The sequence below is a fragment of the Paenirhodobacter sp. genome, from assembly GCF_047600745.1.
Lineage (GTDB): Bacteria > Pseudomonadota > Alphaproteobacteria > Rhodobacterales > Rhodobacteraceae > Rhodobacter.
The window spans coordinates 482,376-502,169 of record NZ_JASGKI010000004.1; the positions used below are offsets into that span (position 1 = coordinate 482,376).

Genomic DNA, 19,794 nt, shown 5'->3' on the forward strand with positions numbered 1-19,794 from the left:
CCCGCGCGCCGTCCAGTCGTTAGAATGATCAGTCCCGCTCGCGCCCGGTGATCATCGGGGTGACAAGATCCTGCCGCTTCCAGATCCGGTAGAACAGGATCGCGCCGACATGCAGCGCCACCAGCCCGAGCAGCACATTGCCCAGCAGGTGATGGATCGACAGCGCCCGCCGGTTCCAGCTGCCGGAGAAATGTTCCGCCAGCGGGCCGGTGTTGATGTAATCCTCCGGATCCATCGTCAGCCCGGTAAAGACCTGCGCCGCCAGCACCACCAGCATCGCCACGACCGACCAGCCGCCAAGCGGGTTATGCCCGGTCACATGCGCCGCCGTGCGCTTGGGCAGCGTGCGCAGATAGCGCAGCACCGGCCCCGGCCCCGTCACGAAGCTCGCGAACCGCGCATTGCGCGGCCCGACAAAGCCCCAGACCAGCCGGAACACCAGCAGCGCCGCGACGAGATAGCCCAGCCGGAAATGCAGCGTCATCTGCAACGGGCCGAAATGCCCCAGAAGCCAGCCCGCCGTGACCGCGAAGGCCAGCGTCCAGTGGAACACCCGCAGCGCCGGATCCCAGATCTGTCCCGAGGAACGCTCCGCCATCGGTTTACTGCGGCAGACGGTAGTCGTCGTGGCAGGCCTTGCAGGTGCCACCGGTCTTGCCCATCGCGGCGCCGAAAGCCTTGGCATCCGTGCCCTGCGCGGCGGCGACCAGTTCGGCCCCCGCGGCCTTGAACGCGGCTTCCTTCGCCAGGAAATCGTCGAAATTCGTCCAGATCTCGGGCTTGGCGCCGTTATCCGCCGGAATATCCTTCGCCGAGGTGCCTTCCGGGAACAGGGTCTTGAAATCAGTCTTCAGAATCGACTCGAACTCCACCGCCTGCGCCTTCGCCGCCGCCGGATCGAAGGATTTCGCGATCTCGCCCATCTTCTTCATCTGAAAGCCGAGGCTCTTGAAATAGGCGTGGCGGGTGGCGATCGCCCCTGAACTGTCGGCGGAGGCCACGCTGGCCGCCCCGAGGGCGATCGCGACCGGAAGTGTCAAAAGGGCGAGCTTGCGCATGGGTCTATCCTCAATTCATCGCTGGCACTGTCTATACGCGCACCGTATCGGATTCCGTCGGCCGCTTCCGAAGGGTGACACGCTGCGGCGCGGCAGGTCCAGCCCGACTTGCCCCAGCTCACGGGAAAGTCAGGACAAGCCAGAAGAAAAACCATGCGAATTCAATGGCTGCCCCCGCGCATTCACGGGGGCGGCCAATCGTCGCATTCAGCATCCTGAACGCGTATCAGGATGCCGCGGCTTTGCCTGTGCCAAAGCTGCGCAGCGACGGATGCAGCGCCGCGCCCAGCACATGTTCCGATTTGTTCACCACATGGCTCGCATGACCGACCAGCAGCGGATCCGGCGCGCCGACGATATCCAGATCCTTATCCGGATAGTCGAGCGTCGACAGGAAATGCTTCATGCAGTTCAGCCGCGCCCGCTTCTTGTCGTTCGACTTGACGATGACCCAAGGCGCATCGGCGGTGTCCGTATAGAAGAACATCGCCTCCTTCGCCTCGGTATAGTCATCCCATTTGTCGAGCGACGCGAGGTCGATCGGGCTGAGCTTCCAGCGCTTCAGCGGGTCGGTCTCGCGCTCCTTGAAGCGGCGGCGCTGCTCTTCGCGCGTGACCGAGAACCAGTATTTGTAAAGCCGCACCCCGGAGCGCACCAGCATCCGTTCGAGTTCCGGCGTCTGGCGCATGAATTCCAGATATTCGGTGGGCGAGCAGAAGCCCATCACCCGCTCCACGCCCGCGCGGTTATACCAGCTGCGGTCGTAGAACACCATTTCCCCGGCGGTGGGCAGATGCTCGATATAGCGCTGAAAGAACCACTGGCCCTTCTCGATCTCGGACGGCTTGTTCAGCGCCACCACGCGGGCGAAGCGCGGGTTCAGATGCTCCATGAACCGCTTGATCGTGCCACCCTTGCCCGCGGCATCGCGGCCCTCGAACAGGATGACGAATTTCTGCCCGGTATCCTGCGCCCATAGCTGCACCTTCAGCAGTTCAGCCTGAAGCAGCGCCTTTTCCTTTTCATAGGCGGGGCGGCCCATATGCCGCGGATAGGGATAACGACCGCTTTCAAAGGCCAGCCGGATCGCGTTCGGGTCGATCCGCGGGAACGCCGTCGGTCCGCTCAGCGCCCCTTCCCCGGGAGCGACCGGCTCCGGCTCGACCGGCGCCGCGGCGGGGAGTTCGGCGGGCGTTACAAGCGTGACGGTATCCGAGGGGGTCTGATCTTCCATGCGCATGTGCTCCTGTCCTGTTCTGGCGGCACCGTAACGGCGATGTGACAACAATTCCTTGACACGCATCAAATCCGCGCCGCGTTCTTCGCCCTTTCCTTTCCCACCGCCGCACGGCAGGCTGGCGCAAACAGGGAGGGGACGATGATCACGATCTGGGGTGTCTGCCGGTCGCGCGCCACGCGCAACATCTGGGCGCTGGAGGAACTGGGCCTGCCCTGGCGGCTGCGCCCGGTGATCCAGGCGAACCGTCTGCTGGCGAAGGGCATCGACCCCGCCGCGCCGGATGCCCCCTTCAACACCCGCTCGCGCGAATTCCTGCGCCTGTCGCCCGCGGGGGCGGTGCCGGTGCTGGAGGAGGACGGCTTCGTGCTGTCGGAATCGCTGGCGATCAACCTTTATCTGGCGGGCAAGACGGATGGCCCGCTCGGCCCGGCGACCCCGCGCGAAGAGGCGCAGATGCTGCAATGGACGCTGTTCGGCGCGACCTCGGTCGAAAGCCCCGCGCTGGCGATCCAGACCCTGTTCGGCGCCGGCAGGTCCGCCGATGACCCGGAGGTCAAGGCGGCGGAGGACAGCCTCCTGCGCCCCCTCGCCGTGCTGGAGGCTCATCTGACGACGCATAGCCATATCGTCGGCGGGCGCTTCACCATCGCCGACATCAACATGGCGGAAATCCTGCGCTATGCGCAGCCCGATGCCGCGCTGATGGGCCGCTTCCCACGGGTGAAAGGCTGGCTGGAGCTGTGCCAGTCGCGCCCGGCCTTCAAACGGATGTGGCAGGCGCGGGAGGCGGAGCCCGCGTGAAATGTTTTGTCGGAAGGCGTGAATTCTGCTATGAGAAAGCAGTTTCATTGTCTCCGATAGCATTATGGCATCCTTGATTTCCTATGGACTGTGTTTCATGGCGACGCTTGTCGTCATTGCGGGCGATGTCGCGCTGAAGGTCGCGGTTGAACGCGGCCACACGTTGTCATCGCCGCTCGTCGCAGCCGGGTTCGGGCTTTATGGACTCTCCGCGATCGGCTGGTTTCTGGCGTTGCAACGCATGACCCTTTCGCAGACCGGGGTGGCGTTTTCGGTATTCTCGCTGCTCGCGCTGGTGGGAATCGGGGTGTTTCAGTTCGGCGAACGGCTCGAAGCACGGGAAATCCTGGGCGTTTCGATGGCGGTCTGCTCGATCCTGCTGATGGCGCGCTTCGTCTGAGACCGCGCCGCTTGCCCCTGCCCCCCAAGCTGCGGTATCCCTTGGGCCAACAACCACAAGGGACAGAGCAGCATGGCCGATGACCTCCTCTCCGCGCAGGCCGAGACCTATGACGCCTCCTCGATCGAGGTGCTCGAAGGGCTCGAACCTGTCCGCAAGCGTCCGGGGATGTATATCGGCGGCACGGACGAACGCGCGCTGCATCACATGGTGGCCGAGATTCTCGACAACGCCATGGACGAGGCCGTTGCGGGACACGCGACCCGGATCGGGGTCGAGCTGAACGCGGACGGCTCCGTCACCGTCACCGACAACGGCCGGGGCATCCCGGTCGATCCGCATCCGAAATTCCCCGGCAAATCGGCGCTGGAGGTGATCCTGTGCACGCTGCACGCGGGCGGGAAATTCTCGAACAAGGCCTATTCGACTTCGGGCGGTCTGAACGGCGTGGGCTCGTCGGTGGTGAACGCGCTGTCGGATGTGATGATCGTGCAGGTCGCGCGCAACCGCGAACTGTTCGAGCAACGCTTTTCGCGCGGCGTGCCGCAGGGTCCGGTCGAAAAGCTGGGCGCGGCGCCGAACCGGCGCGGGACTTCGGTGACCTTTCATGCCGATCCGGAGATTTTCGGCTCGCTCGCGCTGAAACCTACGCGGCTGTTCCGGATGACCCGCTCGAAGGCGTTCCTGTTCTCGGGCGTGGAAATCCGCTGGAAGACGGCGATCCCGGATGGCGACACGCCGATGGAGGCGACGTTCCATTTCCCGAACGGGCTCGCGGATTTTCTCAATGAAACGCTGGCGGGCACATCGACCTATGCCGACAAGCCGTTCTCCGGCAAGGTGAGCTTCGAGGAGAAGTTCGGCGTCCCCGGGTCCGTCGAATGGGCGATCAACTGGACGCCCATGCGCGACGGCTTCATCCAGTCCTATTGCAACACCGTCCCCACGCCCGAGGGCGGCACGCATGAGGCCGGGTTCTGGGCCGCGATCCTCAAGGGCGTGCGGGCCTATGGCGAATTGTCGAACAACAAGAAGGCCGGGCTGATCACGCGCGAGGACATGCTGACCGGCGGCTGTGCGCTGATTTCCGTCTTCATCCGCGAGCCTTCGTTCGTGGGGCAGACGAAGGACCGGCTGAGCACCGAGGAATGCGCGAAATGGGTGGAAAGCGCGGTGCGCGACCATTTCGACAACTGGCTGGCGTCGGACCCGAAATCGGCGGGGGCGATTCTCGATTTCCTCGTGCTGCGGGCCGAGGAACGGTTGCGGCGGCGCGCGGAAAAGGAAACCTCGCGCAAGACGGCGACGAAAAAGCTGCGCCTGCCCGGCAAGCTGGTCGATTGTTCGGCGACGAACCGCTCCGGCACGGAACTGTTCATCGTCGAAGGCGACTCGGCGGGCGGGTCGGCGAAGATGGCGCGGGACCGGACGCATCAGGCGCTCTTGCCGCTGCGGGGCAAGATCCTGAACGTGCTGGGCGCGGCTTCGTCGAAACTGGGCCAGAATCAGGAGATCAACGACCTGTCGCAGGCGCTCGGGGTGGCGCTCGGTACGAAGTTCCGCGTCGACGATCTGCGCTATGACAAGATCATCATCATGACCGACGCAGATGTGGACGGCGCGCATATCGCATCGCTGCTGATGACGTTCTTCTTCACCCAGATGCGGCCCCTGATCGACAAGGGGCATCTGTATCTGGCCTGCCCGCCGCTGTACCGGCTGACGCAGGGCGCGCGGCGGATCTATGTCTCCGACGATGCCGAGAAAGAAGAGTGGCTGAAGAAGGGCCTTGGCGGCAAGGGCAAGATCGACGTGCAGCGGTTCAAGGGGCTGGGCGAGATGGACGCCAAGGACCTCAAGGACACGACGATGAACCCCGCGACGCGCAAGCTGATCCGGGTCACCATCGACGACGACTTCCCCGGCGAAACCGGCGATCTGGTCGAGCGGCTGATGGGTAAGAAGCCCGAACTGCGGTTCCAGTATATTCAGGAAAACGCGCGTTTCGTCGAAGAGCTGGACGTGTGAGCCGATCGTTGCCCCTGCCGGGGATTGGTGACAAACTGCGGATGATCGCGGCCTTGGAACGGAATGGAATGCGCGGAAATCAGGAGATTGTCGCAAGGGGGCATCGCCGTGGCTGACGATATACGTCCACCGCATGCCCTGAGTTGCGACACCACCGGCGAGGGGCTGCGCCTGTCCGGGGATCTGACGGTCTGGACTTTGCCGGAGCTGCCTGCGCAGGCTGGGCGGCTGGACCTGTCCGGTCTGACGCGGCTCGATACGGCGGGTGCGTGGGAGATTGCCCGGCGGCAACAGGCGGGCGCGCAGATCGACGGGCTGAGCCCCGGCCATGCCAGGCTGCTCGATGTCGTCACCGCCGCCCTGCCCCGGCCCGATCCGCAAAGCCCGCCGGAAACCGGGATGCGGGTGTGGTTCGCGAATATCGGCGTTTCGGTGGCGGGCTTCGGCGCGCAGATGGCGGAACTGGCGGAATATTTCGGGCGGTTCCTGGCATCGGTCGGGCGGGCGATCCGGCATCCGTCGGAATTCCGGCTGACCTCGCTGGTGTATCACTGTCAGGAAACCGGGCTGCGGGCGGTGCCGATCGTGTCGCTGATGGCCTTCCTGATCGGCATCGTGCTGGCCTTTCAGGGCGCAACGCAGCTGAAACAGTTCGGGGCGGAGATTTTCGTCGTCGACCTGATCTCGATTTCGCTCCTGCGCGAATTGGGGATCCTGATGACGGCGATCGTGGTGGCGGGGCGGACGGCCTCGGCGCTCACGGCGTCGATCGGCTCGATGAAGATGCAGGAAGAGATCGACGCGATGCGCACGCTGGGCCTCGACCCGGATATGGTTCTGCTGCTGCCGCGGGTGCTGGCGCTGGTGCTGATGCTGCCGATCCTCGGGCTGGTCGCGAATATCGCCGGGCTTGTGGGCGGCGGGCTGATGTCCTGGATCACGCTCGGCATTTCGCCTTCGATGTTCACCGGGCGGCTGGTGGCGGATACCAGCATCTGGCACGCGGTCGTCGGCCTGTCGAAGGCGCCGGTCTTCGCGCTGGTGATCGGCATCATCGGCGTGCGGGGCGGCATGAAGGTCGGCAATGACGCGGCCTCGCTTGGCGCCATGACCTCGACGGCGGTGGTGCAGGCGATCTTCGCGGTGATCGTGCTGGATGCGATCTTCTCGATCTTCTTCTCGGAGATCGGGATATGAGGGAAACGGTCATCGAAGTGCGCGGGCTGGTGAACCGCTTCGGCAGCCATGTGGTGCATGACGGGCTCGACCTCGATGTCTACCGGGGCGAGATCCTGGGCATCGTCGGCGGGTCGGGCACGGGGAAATCGGTGCTGCTGCGCTCGATCGTCGGGCTGGTGCGGCCGGCGGCGGGCAAGGTGACGGTGCTGGGCCAGACGATCGGCGACCTGCCGCCCGAGGAACGCGCCGCGCTCGAACGCCGCTGGGGGATGATGTTCCAGAACGGGGCGCTGTTCTCCTCGCTCACCGTGCAGGAAAACGTCGAGGTGCCGCTGCGCGACATTCCCGGCCTGACGGATGAACAGCGCGTGGCGCTGGCGCAACTGAAGGTGTCGATGTCGGGGCTGCCCTGGCTCGCGAATGCGAAATACCCCGCCGATCTCTCGGGCGGGATGCGCAAGCGGGCGGGTATCGCGCGGGCACTGGCGCTCGACCCGGAAATCGTGTTTCTGGACGAACCGACGGCCGGGCTCGACCCGATCGGCGCCGATGCCTTTGACCAACTCATCGTCAACCTGCGCAACATGATGAACCTGACCGTGGTTCTGGTGACGCATGACCTTGACACGCTGCATGCCTGCTGCGACCGGATCGCGGTACTGGCCGAGAAGAAAGTGCTGACGACCGGGACGATGGCCGACATGATGAAGGTCGATCATCCCTGGGTCCATGAATATTTCCACGGGCCCCGCGCCCATGCCGCGATGGAAAGCGGCCGGAAGAAGGAGTGACGGATGGAGACCAAGGCCAATTACATGCTGATCGGCGCCTTCACCGTGGCGGGGTTCGTCGGGATCTTGCTGTTTCTGATGTGGTTCGCAAAGCTGCAACTGAACCGCCAATTCGCCTGGTATGACATCTATTTCCCCGAGGTGAGCGGCCTGTCCGTCTCCTCCGACGTTAGCTTCTCGGGCCTGTCGGTCGGCAAGGTGATCGACATGGAACTGTCGGACCGGGGCGATGGCACGGTGCGGGTACGGGTGGAGATCAAGGAAGACACCCCCGTGCGCGCTGATTCCACCGCGTCTCTGGTGTTGCAGGGCGTGACCGGGGTGAGCAATGTCGCCATCACTGCGGGCAGCGCGGGCCAGCCCCTCCTGCGGACGGCGGCTTCGGGCGTGCCGGTGATCCCGGCGCGCGGCTCGGTGCTGCAAACGCTGAGTGATCAGGGCCCGGAGATGATCGAGCGGCTGAACACCGTCACCGCGCAACTGACCGAGCTTCTGGGCGAGGAGAACCAGACCCGGGTGCGCAACATCCTCGACAACGTTGAACGCTCCAGTGGCAATCTGGACCGGGCGATGGCCGACATTTCCGCCGCCACTTCGGCGATCGGCTCGGCGGCGGGCGGGGTCTCCGATTTCGGGGACAAGTTCCAGGGGCTGGGCGATGCGGTCAAGACGACGCTCGCCAATGCCGACACCGTGCTGAGCAAGGTGGTCGAAACCGCCGACAGGGCCAATACCCTGATCGACGCGGGCGCCACCGCCATCGGCAAGGTTGGCGATTATGTCGAAACCGACCTGCGCCCGCTGACCGGAAAGCTCAGCGCGGCGATGCCCGATGCGGCCGAAACGCTGGGCTCGGCGAAGCTCGCCTTCGACGGCGCGGCCAAGGCGCTGAACACCGATTTCAACCCCGTTCTGACGGATTTCCGCAACACTCTGTCGAGCCTGAACGGCGCGATCGGCAATGTGTCGGGCGATCTGCCCGAAATCATGACCCGCCTGCGCAGCGCCGCCGATTCCGCCGATACCGCCTTCGTCAGCCTGCGCGGCATGATGGACAGCGCCCGCGCCCCGGTTCAGGGCTTTGCCCGCGACGGCCTGCCGCAGTTCACCCGGCTGGCCGTGGATCTGCGCAGCCTGATCGACAACACCAACCAGCTCGTTTCCAACCTGCGCCGCAACCCGTCGCAACTGCTCACCGGGCAACGCGCGCCCGAATTCCGCCGCTGAGGTTCCCCATGCGCATCATCGCCCTGCCCCTGATCCTCTCGCTCGCCGGCTGCTCCACGCTCGGCGCGCTGACCGCACCCGCCCGCGGCGTCTATGAACTGCTGCCCGCCGATGACAGCCCGCGCCAATGCGCGCGCCGCACCGGCACCGAACTGGTGGTCGAGACCCCGAAGACGCGCAGCACGCTCGACACCGACCGGATCATGATCCGCCCCGGCGCGCTGGAGGCGCAATACCTCCCCGATGCGCAATGGGGCGACAGCGTGCCGGTGATGCTGCAAACGCTGCTGGTGCGCGGTTTCGCCCGCTATGATGCCTTCTCCCACGTCGGGCGCGCGCCGCTCGGTGCGGCGGGGGACTATGCGCTGATTTCCGAGATCGAGGATTTCAACGCCGAGGTCAGCGAGGCCGGGCCGCAGGTGCGGCTGACCGTGGATGCGCAACTGGTGCGTGAGGGCGACGCCCGCGTGGCGGCCCGCAGCCGGTTCGCCGTCACCCGCCCCGCCGCCTCGACGAAGACCGCCGATCTGGTCCCGGCCTTCGACGCCGCGGCCCGCGACCTGACGGCGCAGATCACCGCCTGGGGCCTGCGCGCCATGGGCACCGGCTGCCGCTAGGCCCGCTTTTCACCTTGCCTCTGCCGCCCCCGAACAATAGAAGGCGGCAGACAAAAGCGATTGACGCGCGCCCCGTTGCGGGCACGCCCGGATAACAGAGGATACCCATGCAGGTCACCGAGACGCTGAACGAAGGCCTGAAGCGCGGCTACACGATCACCATTCCCGCTGCGGAACTGGATGCGAAGGTCACCGAAAAGCTGCTGGAGGCGCAGCCCGAGGTCGAGCTGAAGGGCTTCCGCAAGGGCAAGGTGCCGCTGCCGATGCTGCGCAAGACCTTCGGCGCGCGGGTTCTGGGCGATGCGATGCAGGAAGCCGTCGACACCGCGATGAAAGAACATTTCGCGCAAACGGGCGACCGTCCGGCGCTGCAACCGAAGGTCGAAATGGCCGGGGGCGAGACCTGGAAGGAAGGCGATGACGTTGTTGTCAACGTCGCCTACGAAGCGCTCCCCGCGATTCCGGATGTCGACCTGTCGGACGTCAAGCTGGAACGTCTGGTGGTGAAGGCCGAAGACGAAGCCGTGACCGAGGCGCTGGCCAACCTCGCCAAGACCGCGCAGGTCTTCGAGGACCGCCGCAAGGGTTCGAAGGCGAAGGAAGGCGATCAGATCACCATCGACTTCGAGGGCTTCATCGACGGCGAAGCCTTTGAGGGCGGCAAGGGCGAAGGCTATCCGCTGGTCCTCGGTTCCAACACCTTCATCCCGGGCTTCGAGGACCAGCTGACCGGTGCCAAGGCCGAGGAAGAAGTCGAAGTGAAGGTCACCTTCCCGGAAAACTACGGTGCGAAGCATCTGGCCGGTAAGGAAGCCCTGTTCAAGACCAAGGTCACCGCGGTGAAGGCGCCGAAGGAAGCCGAGATCGACGACGAACTGGCGAAGAAATTCGGTGCCGAAGATCTGGCCGCCCTGAAGGCGCAGATCGCCGAGCGTCTGGAAGCCGAATACAAGGGCGCCGCCCGCGCCGTTCTGAAGCGCGGCCTGCTTGACGTGCTCGACACCAAGGTGAAGTTCGACCTGCCGCCGTCGCTGGTGGAAGCCGAAGCGCATCAGATCGCGCATCAGCTTTACCACGAAGAGCATCCGGAAGATCACGGCCACGATCACGGCGCGATCGAACCGACCGACGAGCACAACAAGCTGGCCGAGCGCCGCGTGCGTCTGGGTCTGCTGCTGGCCGAACTCGGCCGCAAGCAGGAGATCGAGGTCACCGATGCCGAATTCACCCAGGCCGTGCTGAACCAGGCCCGCCAATATCCGGGCCAGGAACGCGCTTTCTTTGAATTCGTGCAGCAGAACCCGCAGATGCAACAGCAACTGCGCGCGCCGATCTTCGAGGACAAAGTTGTTGACTACATCGTCAATGGCGCCGAGGTGACCGAGAAGGAAGTCTCGAAGGAAGATCTGCAAAAGGCGATCGAAGCGCTGGACGAAGTTTGATCCGCGCTCCCTCAAACGAAAGGCCGCCCTTCGGGGCGGCCTTTTGCGTTTCAGGGTTCACCTCTGGCATTGTCCCGGCTCAGGGAGCCACGGTTTCGGGCAGAAGTTCCAGCTTCACCGCCGGCGCATTCCGATATTCCGCCGTGTCATAAGGCCGATAGCCCATCCGCTCCGCCACACGCAGCGAGGCCGCATTGTCCGGATGGATGAGGCAAACCCGCCGCCCCGCGCCCTGCTCCGCCGTGAACCAGCGATGCACCGCCCGCGCGGCCTCCAGCGCATAGCCCTGGCCGTGCATCCTCCCGTCGAGGACCCAGCCCGCCTCCGGGAACGGATCGAAATCGGTCCCCAGTCCACGGCAGAAATGCCCAAGGCCGATCTGCCCCACATACGCCCCATCCAAGACGCGGCGCACAGTGAAGATGCCGTAGCCGAAGGCCGTCCAATGGCCGATATTGCGCAGGTGCTTGTTCCAGATCCCCTCCGGATCGCTCACCCCGCCCAGAAACCGGGACGTGCCCGGATCGGACAGCATCGCCACGACCTCCGCAAGATCCGCCACTGCCACGGGACGCAGCAACAGCCGTTCCGTCTCGATCATCCCCATCCCCCAATGAAAACGGCCGCGCCCCGGGAGGGACGCGGCCGCAAACCCCGTGAAGGGTTCGATTATTCGTCGTCCGAAGCGGCGGCGCCAACTTCGTCGAACAGTTCGGCGATCTCGAACTCGGCCTCGGCTTCCGCTTCGGCGGCGAGTTGCTGGATCGACTTGCCCGAGGCTTGCAGTTCCGCTTCTTCGTTCGAGCGCGCGACGTTCAGAACGATCGTCACATCGACTTCCGGATGCAGGACGACATGCACTTCGTGCAGGCCCAGATCCTTGATCGGCGACTTGAGCGCAACTTGCTTGCGGTCGACGGTGAAACCACCAGCGGTCGCGGCCTCGGCGGCGTCACGCGGGGTGACCGAACCGTAGAGCGCGCCCGAATCCGACGCGGAGCGGATCACCACGAAGGTCTGACCTTCGAGCTTCTCGGCCAGCGCCTCGGCTTCCTTCTTCGTTTCGAGGTTGTTAGCCTCAAGCTGGGCCTTGCGGGCCTCGAAGGATTTGATGTTGGCTTCCGACGCGCGCAGCGCCTTGCCTTGCGGCAAGAGGAAGTTGCGGGCGAACCCGTCCTTGACGTTGACCACTTCGCCCATCTGGCCGAGCTTGGCCACGCGTTCCAGCAGGATGACTTGCATGGGACTTGCTCCTTACTTCACGGCGTAGGGAAGCAGGGCGAGGAAGCGGGCACGCTTGATGGCGCGGGCCAGTTCACGCTGCTTCTTCGCCGAGACGGCGGTGATGCGGGCGGGGACGATCTTGCCGCGTTCGCTGATGTAGCGTTGCAGCAGACGGGTGTCCTTGTAGTCGATCTTCGGCGCGTTGTCGCCCGAGAACGGGCAGACCTTGCGGCGGCGGAAAAACGGTTTGTTGGCCATGTGTCAGTCCTCCGATCAACGACGCTCGCGGCGGTCGCCGCGATCACCACGGGGGCCGCGGTCGTCACGCGAGCCACGGTCTTCGCGCTCTTCGCGCTTCTGCATCTGGATCGAGACGCCTTCGTCATGGGCATCGACCTTGACGGTCAGCACGCGCATCACGTCGTCATGCAGACGGGCGAGACGCTCCATTTCCTGCACGGCGGCCGAGGGCGCGTCGGTGCGGAAGAAGGCGTAATGCCCCTTGCGGTTCTTGTTGATCTTGTAGGCCATCGTCTTGACACCCCAATATTCGGTGCCCACGACCTTGCCGCCGTTGTCGGCGAGAACGGTCGAGAAATGTTCGACGAGACCTTCGGCCTGCGCGTTGGACAGGTCCTGACGCGCGATGAGGACATGCTCGTAAAGCGGCATGTATGCTCCTGTTTCACAAGGCGGCTTCATAGGAGGGCAAAAACTTCCGCGGCCCACCACGAGAGGCTCCGCCGGTTCACATGATTGCGGAAGTGTGGGCCTTATACGGTATCGCGGCGCGATTGCAAGGTTCTTCCGGGCTTTCCCTGCCGTGGCCCCTCGGCTAGGATCCGCCGCAAAATTTCCCGGAACCTGCTGATGTCTCGTCCCCGTTTGCGCCCCCTTCGGCCTCGCCGTCCATCTCCGCCCAAGGCTTCGCTTTCCCTCGCCCGACTGCGTGAAATACTCACTATCCTGCGCGAGGTCAGTCCCTTCGGTGCGCTGCTGAGCTTCGGTCTCGTGGTGCTTTACACGGTGCATGAAGGCATCCCCTTGCCGGGCTCCCTGACACAAGGGCTGGCGCTGATCGGCATCACAATGGCTTTCTTCGTGATAATGGCAGCCGTGCTGCTGGGCGCGTTCATCGCGGCGCTCCCCATCACTGCGTTGGGGTTCGGGATACGTGCCGCACTATTCAGGCTTCCGTCCGACAGCGCCTTCTTTTGGATCACACTCTCGCTACTCCCGCTGACACTTGGCGCCTTCTTTTGGGCGCTGCTCTTGGTGATACTAGGAATACTGTCCCTAATGGGTTTGACTGTATCGAACCTCTACAACACATCGGGCGACAAAATATCCCAAGGGATACTCATTATCCTATATTCTATAGCTGTCTTTGTGATCTGGGGCACGACCTATCTTTACATCAATCCGAACGAACTATTTTCAGAAACCGCCCTCACCCTCATTGCGTTCTTCGGCATCGGCGCCATCCTCACTCTCCCGGTATTTCATCGCACCACCCCAAGTGTAATCCTTGCCATTCCCGTGATGGCTATCTTCATACTGGTCCTCGCGGGGTCAGACCGCCCGATCCTGCGTTATACTATGGAAGTGCTGAATATTCGGTCTGGCCATGACGACATCCTCATGGTGAACGATGAAATCCGCGATAAGATGATTGCTCTTGGGGCGAAGTCGGACCATCACTTTGAGCAAACGAACAAGACGCTCTGGACACTCACAAACGCAACGCTGGTGTGGTCCGCATTGGGCGGGCCATCCTATGTGCGCCTGTCCAATGGCCAGACCGGACCGGACCGGGTTGTGGAATTGCCTGCGGGAAGCATCCAGCGTGTCTATGTCAAGGCATGCGACAAGCAGCCCGACTCCCGCGTCAGTCCTTCATCACCTCCGCCCCGATCGCGAAACTGCGGAGCCGGGCGGCGTGATCGAAGATATGGCCCGTGAGGATGAGTTCGTCGGGGCGGTAGGTGTCGATGTAGCCCCTCAGCCGGTCCTGCACCGTTTGCGGGTTGCCCACCGCCACCACGCGCAGGGCGCGTTCGGCCAGGGCGATTTCCGCCGGGCTGGCCACCGTGGACAGATCGGCGCAGGGCGGCGGCAGGGGGCCGGTCTTGCCTCGACGCAGGTTGATGAAGCTCTGGATCATGGATGACCGCAACAGATGTGCTTCGGCATCGGTTTCCGCGGCGAACAGGTTGACCGCCAGCATGAAGCGCGGCGCCTGCGTCACGCCCGGGCGGAACCGTACGCGGTAAAGATCTACTGCCTCGTCCAGCGCGTCGGGGGCGAAATGCGAGGCAAAAGCATAGGGCAGGCCCAGATAGGCGGCCAGCTGCGCACCGAACAGTGACGATCCCAGCATCCAGACCGGGACATTCGTCCCCTGCCCCGGAACCGCCTGCACGGGCTGGCCCTCCTCCGCCGGTTTCAGATAGCCCAGCAGTTCGACGACATCCTCGGGGAAGCGGTCGGCGTTCAGCACGCCGCGGCGCAGGGCCTGCGCCGTCACCCCATCCGTTCCGGGCGCGCGGCCCAGACCAAGGTCGATCCGCCCGGGAAACAGCGTTTCCAGCGTGCCGAAGGCTTCGGCCACCTGAAGCGGCGCATGGTTCGGCAGCATGATGCCTCCCGACCCCACCCGGATCGTGCGGGTATGATCGGCGACATGGCCGATCACCACCGCCGTCGCCGCCGAAGCGATACCCGTGGAATTGTGATGCTCCGCCAGCCAGTAGCGGTGATAGCCCCAACCCTCGGCATGGCGCGCGAGGTCCACGGTGTTGCGCAGCGCGTCGCCGGGGGTCGCGCCCTGCGGAATGGGCGAGAGGTCGAGCAGGGAATAGGGGATCATGGCGGTTCCTTTCCCCCTCCATCTAGGGCGGGGTCAGCGTTTTCCCAAGCGTCCGGCAATCACGATCCCGCTCAGGATCAGCGCAAAGCCGATGGCGTGATAGAGATGCAGCTCCTCGCCCAGGAACAGGGTCGAAAGCAGCGCGCCGTAAAGCGGCAACAGGTGGATCGACTGCCCCGCCAGCGCCGGGCCCGCGAGCGACACCGCCTTCATGTAAAGCAGCGTCGCCAGGACCGAAGGCACCAGCCCCACATAAAGCAGCGCCGCGATGGCCGCTGGGCTCCATGTCGGCACCTGACCCGAGGCGATTTCCGCGATCAGGAACGGCGTCAGCAGCACCAGCGTGATCCCGATCTGCACCGTCAGCAGGCCGAGCCGGTTGACCGACGCCGGGATCCGGGTCAGCCAGAGCGTGTAGATCGCCCAGCTGACCATCGCGCCGAAGATGATCAGGTCGCCCATGGAAAATTCCAGCGTCACCAGCCGCGACCATTCGCCATGCAGGATGATCACCGCGACCCCGAGGATCGACACCGCCAGCCCGATCGCCTGCCCGCCCCGCAGCGGCCGCCCCATGAACAGCGCGCCCATCAGCAGGATCAGCACCGGGATGGTGGAATTCAGCAGCATCCCGTTCGTCGCATTCGTATAGCGCAGGCCCAGATAGACCAGCGTGTTGAACAGCGTCACCCCGGTCACCGCCGTGCCCAGCACCAGCTTCCAGTTCGCCCGATACCACGGCGCATCGCGGCGCAGATGCGGCAGCGCGAAGGGCAGCATGCACAGCCCCGCGATCAGCCAGCGCCCATAGCTGAGCGCCATCGGCGGCACTTCGCCCCGCGCCGCCCGCGCCACGATGAAATTCCCCGCCCAGAACAGCGATGGCAGCGCGAGCGCCGCCAGAGCCATAGGTCCGATCCGTGACTGTTGCATGTCCGTGCCTCCGTCTGGCGCCGGTTTGCGGCAAATCCGGAGCGGCGGCAAGGGGCTAGCCGAACAGCCGCTGCGCCAGCCGGATCAGCGCGCTGCGCCCCCGGCCATAGGGCGGCATCAGCAGCGGCAGCGCCGAGAACCGATCCCGCAGCACGGGTTTTTCGTGGCTGAAGGCGCGAAACCCCCATTCCCCATGCGCCGCGCCGATGCCAGAGCGGCCCACACCCCCGAATGGCAAGCCGGTATGCATGAAATGCGCGAGCGTCACATTCACCCCCACGGCGCCCGAACTGGTGGCATGGGTCAGGCGTTCGATCATCGCCGGGTCGCGTTCAAAGACATAGAGCGCGAGCGGCTTCGGCCCGGCCTCGATCCAGGTCAGGACGTCTTCGATGCTGTCATAGGGAATCACCGGCAGGATGGGGCCGAAGATTTCCTGCCCCGATACCGGCATCTCCGGCGTGGTGCCGGTCAGGAGCGTGGGGGTCAGGATGCGGGCGGCCTCATCCGCCTCGCCGCCCTCGACCCCGGCGCCCGCTGCGCGCGCCGAGGCGATCAGCCCGGTCAGGCGGGCAAAATGCCGGGTGTTGACGATCCGCGCCAGATCATCCGGCCGTTTGCCATACATCGCCCGGATCCGGGCCCGCAGCGCGGCGAGCAGGTCGTCCATCCGCGCGCGCGGGACATAGACGTGATCGGGCGCGATGCAGGTCTGCCCGGCATTGACGAATTTGCCCCAGGCGATCATCCGCGCCGCCCGGCCAATATCCGCCCCCGGTCCAACGATCGCCGGAGACTTGCCGCCAAGTTCCAGCGTCACCGGGATCAACCGCTCCGCCGCCGCAGCCATCACCACGCGGCCCACCTCGGGCGAACCGGTGAAGAAGATATGGTCGAAGGGCAGGTCCAGCAGCGCGGTCGCGGTCTCGGCCCCACCCTGAGCCACCGCGACCAGATCGGCGGGCAGCTCCGCCAGCACCCGCGCCACCACCGCCGACGTGGCCGGAGCGAGTTCGGAGGGCTTCACCACCGCCGCATTCCCCGCCGCCAGCGCCGACACCAGCGGCCCGATCGACAGCCCGAGCGGATAGTTCCACGGCGCGATGATCAGCACCGTCCCGCGCGGCTCGGGCCGGATCCGCGCCGATGTGCCCAGAAGAGCGAGCATCGGCGCCACCCGACGCGGACGCATCCAGCGGCGCAGATGGCGCAGGGCGTGGCGGATCTCGGCCCGGACGGGCAGGATCTCGGTCAACCGGCTCTCGGCCTCGGCCTTGCCCAGATCCTGCGCGAGGGCCGCAAGGATCGCGGCCTCGTGGCGACTGAGCGCCGCGGCCAGATCGCGCAGCACCCGGCGCCGTTCGGTCAGGCCGAACGCCACACGCCGCCGCGCATTGCTCGCCGCCAGCCGCGCGAAACTCTCCTCGACACTCATACCGCCTCCTTGCGCATCCCGCTTCGCCCGGACCTTCCAACGCGACCGCCGCCGGGGCAAGCCCATGCGTCGGATCATAACGCCATGCTCTGGCAATTTTATTGCGACATGCGATCCATGCGCGCAACGCATGGCTGCTCCAACATAGACAATTGTATACTTCCGTGCTTCCGTCCCCTCTACATGCAGTTTCCTGCATTGAAAGATTATTTCACGTCGTTTCAACAAGGGGGAGGAGCCGCGTGACCACCAGCCAGATGAGCAGCACCCGCATCCGTCATGCCGGTCTTGCCGCGCGAGTCGTCAGCGCAGAGGATGCCGCCGCGATGATCCCGCACGGGGCCACCATCGGCATGTCGGGCTTTACCGGGGCGGGCTATCCGAAGGCCGTTCCGCTCGCACTCGCCGCGCGCGCCGAGGCCGAACACGAAGCCGGGCGCCCGTTCCGGGTGCGGGTGCTGACCGGTGCCTCGACCGGGCCGGAACTCGACGGGGCGCTGGCCCGCGCCGATGGCATCGAATTCCGCCTGCCCTACAATTCCGACCCGATCCTGCGCGATCGGATCAACAAGGGCGAGATGGACTATATCGACATGCACCTGAGCCAGGTCGCGCCGATGGTCTGGGCCGGGCTTTACGACCATCTGGATTTCGCCGTGGTCGAGATTTCGGGCATCACGCCCGATGGCCGGCTGATCCCGTCTTCGTCGATCGGCAACAACAAGACCTGGCTCGACCGCGCCGACAAGATCATCCTGGAGGTCAACCGCTGGCAGTCCGAGTCGCTGGAGGGGATGCACGACATCTATTATGGCACCCGCCTGCCGCCGCATCGCGTGCCGATCCCGCTGGTGAAGCCCGATGACCGGATCGGCGAGCCGGATTTTCACGTCGATCATTCCCGCGTGGTGGCGATCGTCGAAACCGACGCGCCGGACCGCAACGCGCCCTTCAGCCCGCCCGATGCGCAAGCCAAGGCGATCGCGGAACATATCCTCGATTTCCTCGGCAACGAGGTGAAGAAAGGCCGCCTGCCCGCCGCCCTGCTGCCGATGCAATCGGGCGTGGGCAATGTGCCGAATGCGGTGATGGCCGGGCTGGTCGAGGCGCCGTTCGAGCCGATGACCGCCTTCACCGAGGTGATCCAGGACGGCATGCTCGACATGATCGACGCGGGCAAGCTGCGCATGGCCTCGGCCACGGCGTTTTCGCTCAGCCCCACCCGGGCCGAGGAAATGAACGCCAACGCGCACCGTTACCGCGACAAGCTGATCCTGCGCCCGCAGGAGATTTCCAACCACCCGGAACTGGTGCGCCGCCTGGGCGTGATCGCGATGAACGGGCTGATCGAGGCCGACATCTACGGCAACGTCAACTCGACCCATGTCATGGGCTCGCGGATCCAGAACGGCATCGGCGGCTCGGGCGATTTCGCGCGCAACGCCTTCCTGTCGATCTTCATGACCCCCTCGACGGCGAAGGGCGGCAAGATTTCGGCGATCGTGCCGATGGCGGCGCATGTCGACCATATCAGCCAGGATGTGCAGGTGATCGTCACCGAACAGGGGCTGGCCGACTTGCGCGGGCTGGCACCGAAGAAACGCGCCGCGGCGATCATCGCGAATTGCGCGCATCCGACCTATCGCCCGCTGCTGGAGGATTACTACGACCGCGCGCTGAAGGCGAGCTGGGGCCGCCACGCGCCCACCCTGCTCGACGAAGCGCTGTCCTGGCATCAGCGGTTCGTCGAAACCGGGTCGATGCTGCCCTGATCCATCGGGGCCGCAGGGCGTGAACCGCCTTGCGGCCTTATCGGCCCGCCCGACCATCGTGCCAGACGGAAATACGCATTTGACTTCAATTTACTGCACGCCCATCGCGGCGGTGATCTGCGTCCTGCCGTCTCAACTATCCGCCCAGCCATGCGCAGGCACGATACGTCGTGCAGCATCACCCCCTTGAGCGACGAGGGCCGAGCGATGCGCTCCCCGCAACGGGCATTATCCCATCAGAGGATCCGTTGGAGTTGATCAGCAGGCGGTCGACCAGCTTCACGCGCGAATATCGAACGTCGCAGACTGCCCCTGATATTTCTGCATGACCCCTATGGCGGAGTTCAACATTTCCAGGGCATCCCTGTCACCATGAGAAACGGAGAATTCCATCCCGTCACGCGCTTTCTGGATGAAATCATATCGGGACGTGTCACTCTCCCGCCAACGGGGACGGCCATGGTCATCAGGCCAAAAACAAGCAATTCAGCAATGGAAATCTTCCCGCCGAGATACTGTTCATTCGCGTATCTCGCCGCGCATCATGTTCGTGAAATCCACCCGGCCTTTGCCATCCGCTGGATGTCATGGACGACATCCTGAAATGACCTGGGGTTGATGGGCCTGATATGACCCTTTGCACTCGGGGCGCTGGTCACTGGATTGATGTTCATGGAACCGATCCTTTGCGGCGGGGTGTCTCCTGATCATAGGATCCGAAATCCTGCAAATCCCCTAACCATGGCGCCCCGCCTTCGCGCAAAACCATACAGCATCA

20 protein-coding genes are annotated in these 19,794 nt (G+C 64.7%); 10 read left to right on the forward strand and 10 right to left on the reverse strand.

All coding sequences use genetic code 11. The annotated features are described in order from the left end of the window. Positions 1–28: 28 nt before the first annotated feature. The 3 genes from QM789_RS11030 to ppk2 form a co-directional block, all read right to left on the reverse strand. Positions 29–598: a cytochrome b/b6 domain-containing protein gene (locus QM789_RS11030; RefSeq protein ID WP_420351949.1), complete on the reverse strand. Its 570-nt coding sequence runs from the start codon at positions 596–598 to the stop codon at positions 29–31. Between the two features lie 4 nt (positions 599–602). Next, positions 603–1,058 (reverse strand): c-type cytochrome, encoded by a 456-nt coding sequence (locus QM789_RS11035; RefSeq protein ID WP_420351950.1) that lies wholly within the window; start codon positions 1,056–1,058, stop codon positions 603–605. A 226-nt stretch (positions 1,059–1,284) separates the two neighbouring features. After that, positions 1,285–2,292 (reverse strand): polyphosphate kinase 2, encoded by a 1,008-nt coding sequence (gene ppk2, locus QM789_RS11040; RefSeq protein WP_420351951.1) that lies wholly within the window; start codon positions 2,290–2,292, stop codon positions 1,285–1,287. Between the two features lie 144 nt (positions 2,293–2,436). Between ppk2 and QM789_RS11045 the strand changes: the two genes are divergently transcribed. The 8 genes from QM789_RS11045 (at position 2,437) to tig (ending at position 10,783) form a co-directional block, all read left to right on the forward strand. Continuing rightward, complete coding sequence (locus tag QM789_RS11045; protein WP_420351952.1) at positions 2,437–3,099, forward strand: glutathione S-transferase family protein; 663 nt, start codon at positions 2,437–2,439, stop codon at positions 3,097–3,099. A gap of 97 nt (positions 3,100–3,196) precedes the next feature. Then, entirely contained in the window at positions 3,197–3,499 is a 303-nt protein-coding gene (locus QM789_RS11050) for a hypothetical protein (protein ID WP_420351953.1), read from the forward strand. Positions 3,500–3,571: 72 nt separating this feature from the next. Continuing rightward, positions 3,572–5,527: a DNA topoisomerase IV subunit B gene (gene parE, locus QM789_RS11055; protein WP_420351954.1), complete on the forward strand. Its 1,956-nt coding sequence runs from the start codon at positions 3,572–3,574 to the stop codon at positions 5,525–5,527. 108 nt (positions 5,528–5,635) lie between these two features. Further along, the gene (locus QM789_RS11060; protein ID WP_420351955.1) at positions 5,636–6,724 is read left to right on the forward strand and encodes an MlaE family lipid ABC transporter permease subunit; all 1,089 of its coding nucleotides are present in this window, start codon (positions 5,636–5,638) and stop codon (positions 6,722–6,724) included. After that, positions 6,721–7,497, forward strand: a complete 777-nt coding sequence (locus QM789_RS11065; protein WP_420351956.1) for an ABC transporter ATP-binding protein — start codon at positions 6,721–6,723, stop codon at positions 7,495–7,497. Before QM789_RS11060 ends, QM789_RS11065 begins: the two co-directional genes overlap by 4 nt. A 3-nt stretch (positions 7,498–7,500) precedes the next feature. Further along, a complete protein-coding gene (locus QM789_RS11070) occupies positions 7,501–8,724 on the forward strand; it encodes an MlaD family protein (RefSeq protein ID WP_420351957.1) in 1,224 nt (407 codons plus the stop codon). A gap of 8 nt (positions 8,725–8,732) precedes the next feature. After that, positions 8,733–9,341, forward strand: a complete 609-nt coding sequence (locus QM789_RS11075; protein ID WP_420351958.1) for an ABC-type transport auxiliary lipoprotein family protein — start codon at positions 8,733–8,735, stop codon at positions 9,339–9,341. Positions 9,342–9,448: 107 nt separating this feature from the next. Further along, positions 9,449–10,783 (forward strand): trigger factor, encoded by a 1,335-nt coding sequence (gene tig, locus QM789_RS11080; protein WP_420351959.1) that lies wholly within the window; start codon positions 9,449–9,451, stop codon positions 10,781–10,783. Between the two features lie 79 nt (positions 10,784–10,862). On the opposite strand, the gene QM789_RS11085 is transcribed toward tig, so the two are convergent. From QM789_RS11085 to rpsF, 4 genes are all read right to left on the reverse strand, one after another. Continuing rightward, positions 10,863–11,384, reverse strand: coding sequence for a GNAT family N-acetyltransferase (locus QM789_RS11085; protein ID WP_420351960.1), 522 nt, complete (start codon positions 11,382–11,384; stop codon positions 10,863–10,865). 68 nt (positions 11,385–11,452) lie between these two features. Continuing rightward, complete coding sequence (rplI, locus tag QM789_RS11090; RefSeq protein ID WP_420351961.1) at positions 11,453–12,025, reverse strand: 50S ribosomal protein L9; 573 nt, start codon at positions 12,023–12,025, stop codon at positions 11,453–11,455. A 12-nt stretch (positions 12,026–12,037) separates the two neighbouring features. Continuing rightward, positions 12,038–12,265 (reverse strand): 30S ribosomal protein S18, encoded by a 228-nt coding sequence (gene rpsR / locus QM789_RS11095; protein ID WP_128180829.1) that lies wholly within the window; start codon positions 12,263–12,265, stop codon positions 12,038–12,040. A gap of 15 nt (positions 12,266–12,280) precedes the next feature. Next, positions 12,281–12,679, reverse strand: a complete 399-nt coding sequence (gene rpsF / locus QM789_RS11100) for a 30S ribosomal protein S6 (RefSeq protein ID WP_420351962.1) — start codon at positions 12,677–12,679, stop codon at positions 12,281–12,283. Positions 12,680–12,877: 198 nt separating this feature from the next. Here rpsF and QM789_RS11105 point away from each other — a divergent pair, with 198 nt between their 5' ends. After that, positions 12,878–13,969: a hypothetical protein gene (locus QM789_RS11105; protein ID WP_420351963.1), complete on the forward strand. Its 1,092-nt coding sequence runs from the start codon at positions 12,878–12,880 to the stop codon at positions 13,967–13,969. Here the strand turns inward: QM789_RS11105 and QM789_RS11110 are convergent. The 3 genes from QM789_RS11110 to QM789_RS11120 are packed head-to-tail and all read right to left on the reverse strand — an operon-like array spanning position 13,896 to position 17,244. After that, positions 13,896–14,876 (reverse strand): LLM class flavin-dependent oxidoreductase, encoded by a 981-nt coding sequence (locus QM789_RS11110; protein ID WP_420351964.1) that lies wholly within the window; start codon positions 14,874–14,876, stop codon positions 13,896–13,898. The two genes, QM789_RS11105 and QM789_RS11110, sit on opposite strands and share 74 nt — an antisense overlap. A 33-nt stretch (positions 14,877–14,909) precedes the next feature. After that, the gene (locus QM789_RS11115; protein WP_420351965.1) at positions 14,910–15,809 is read right to left on the reverse strand and encodes a DMT family transporter; all 900 of its coding nucleotides are present in this window, start codon (positions 15,807–15,809) and stop codon (positions 14,910–14,912) included. Positions 15,810–15,864: 55 nt separating this feature from the next. Continuing rightward, positions 15,865–17,244, reverse strand: a complete 1,380-nt coding sequence (locus tag QM789_RS11120) for an aldehyde dehydrogenase family protein (protein ID WP_420351966.1) — start codon at positions 17,242–17,244, stop codon at positions 15,865–15,867. A 257-nt stretch (positions 17,245–17,501) separates the two neighbouring features. On the opposite strand from QM789_RS11120, the gene QM789_RS11125 reads away from it, so the two are divergent. Beyond that, positions 17,502–19,016, forward strand: a complete 1,515-nt coding sequence (locus QM789_RS11125; protein ID WP_420353294.1) for an acetyl-CoA hydrolase/transferase family protein — start codon at positions 17,502–17,504, stop codon at positions 19,014–19,016. Positions 19,017–19,794 lie beyond the last annotated feature (778 nt).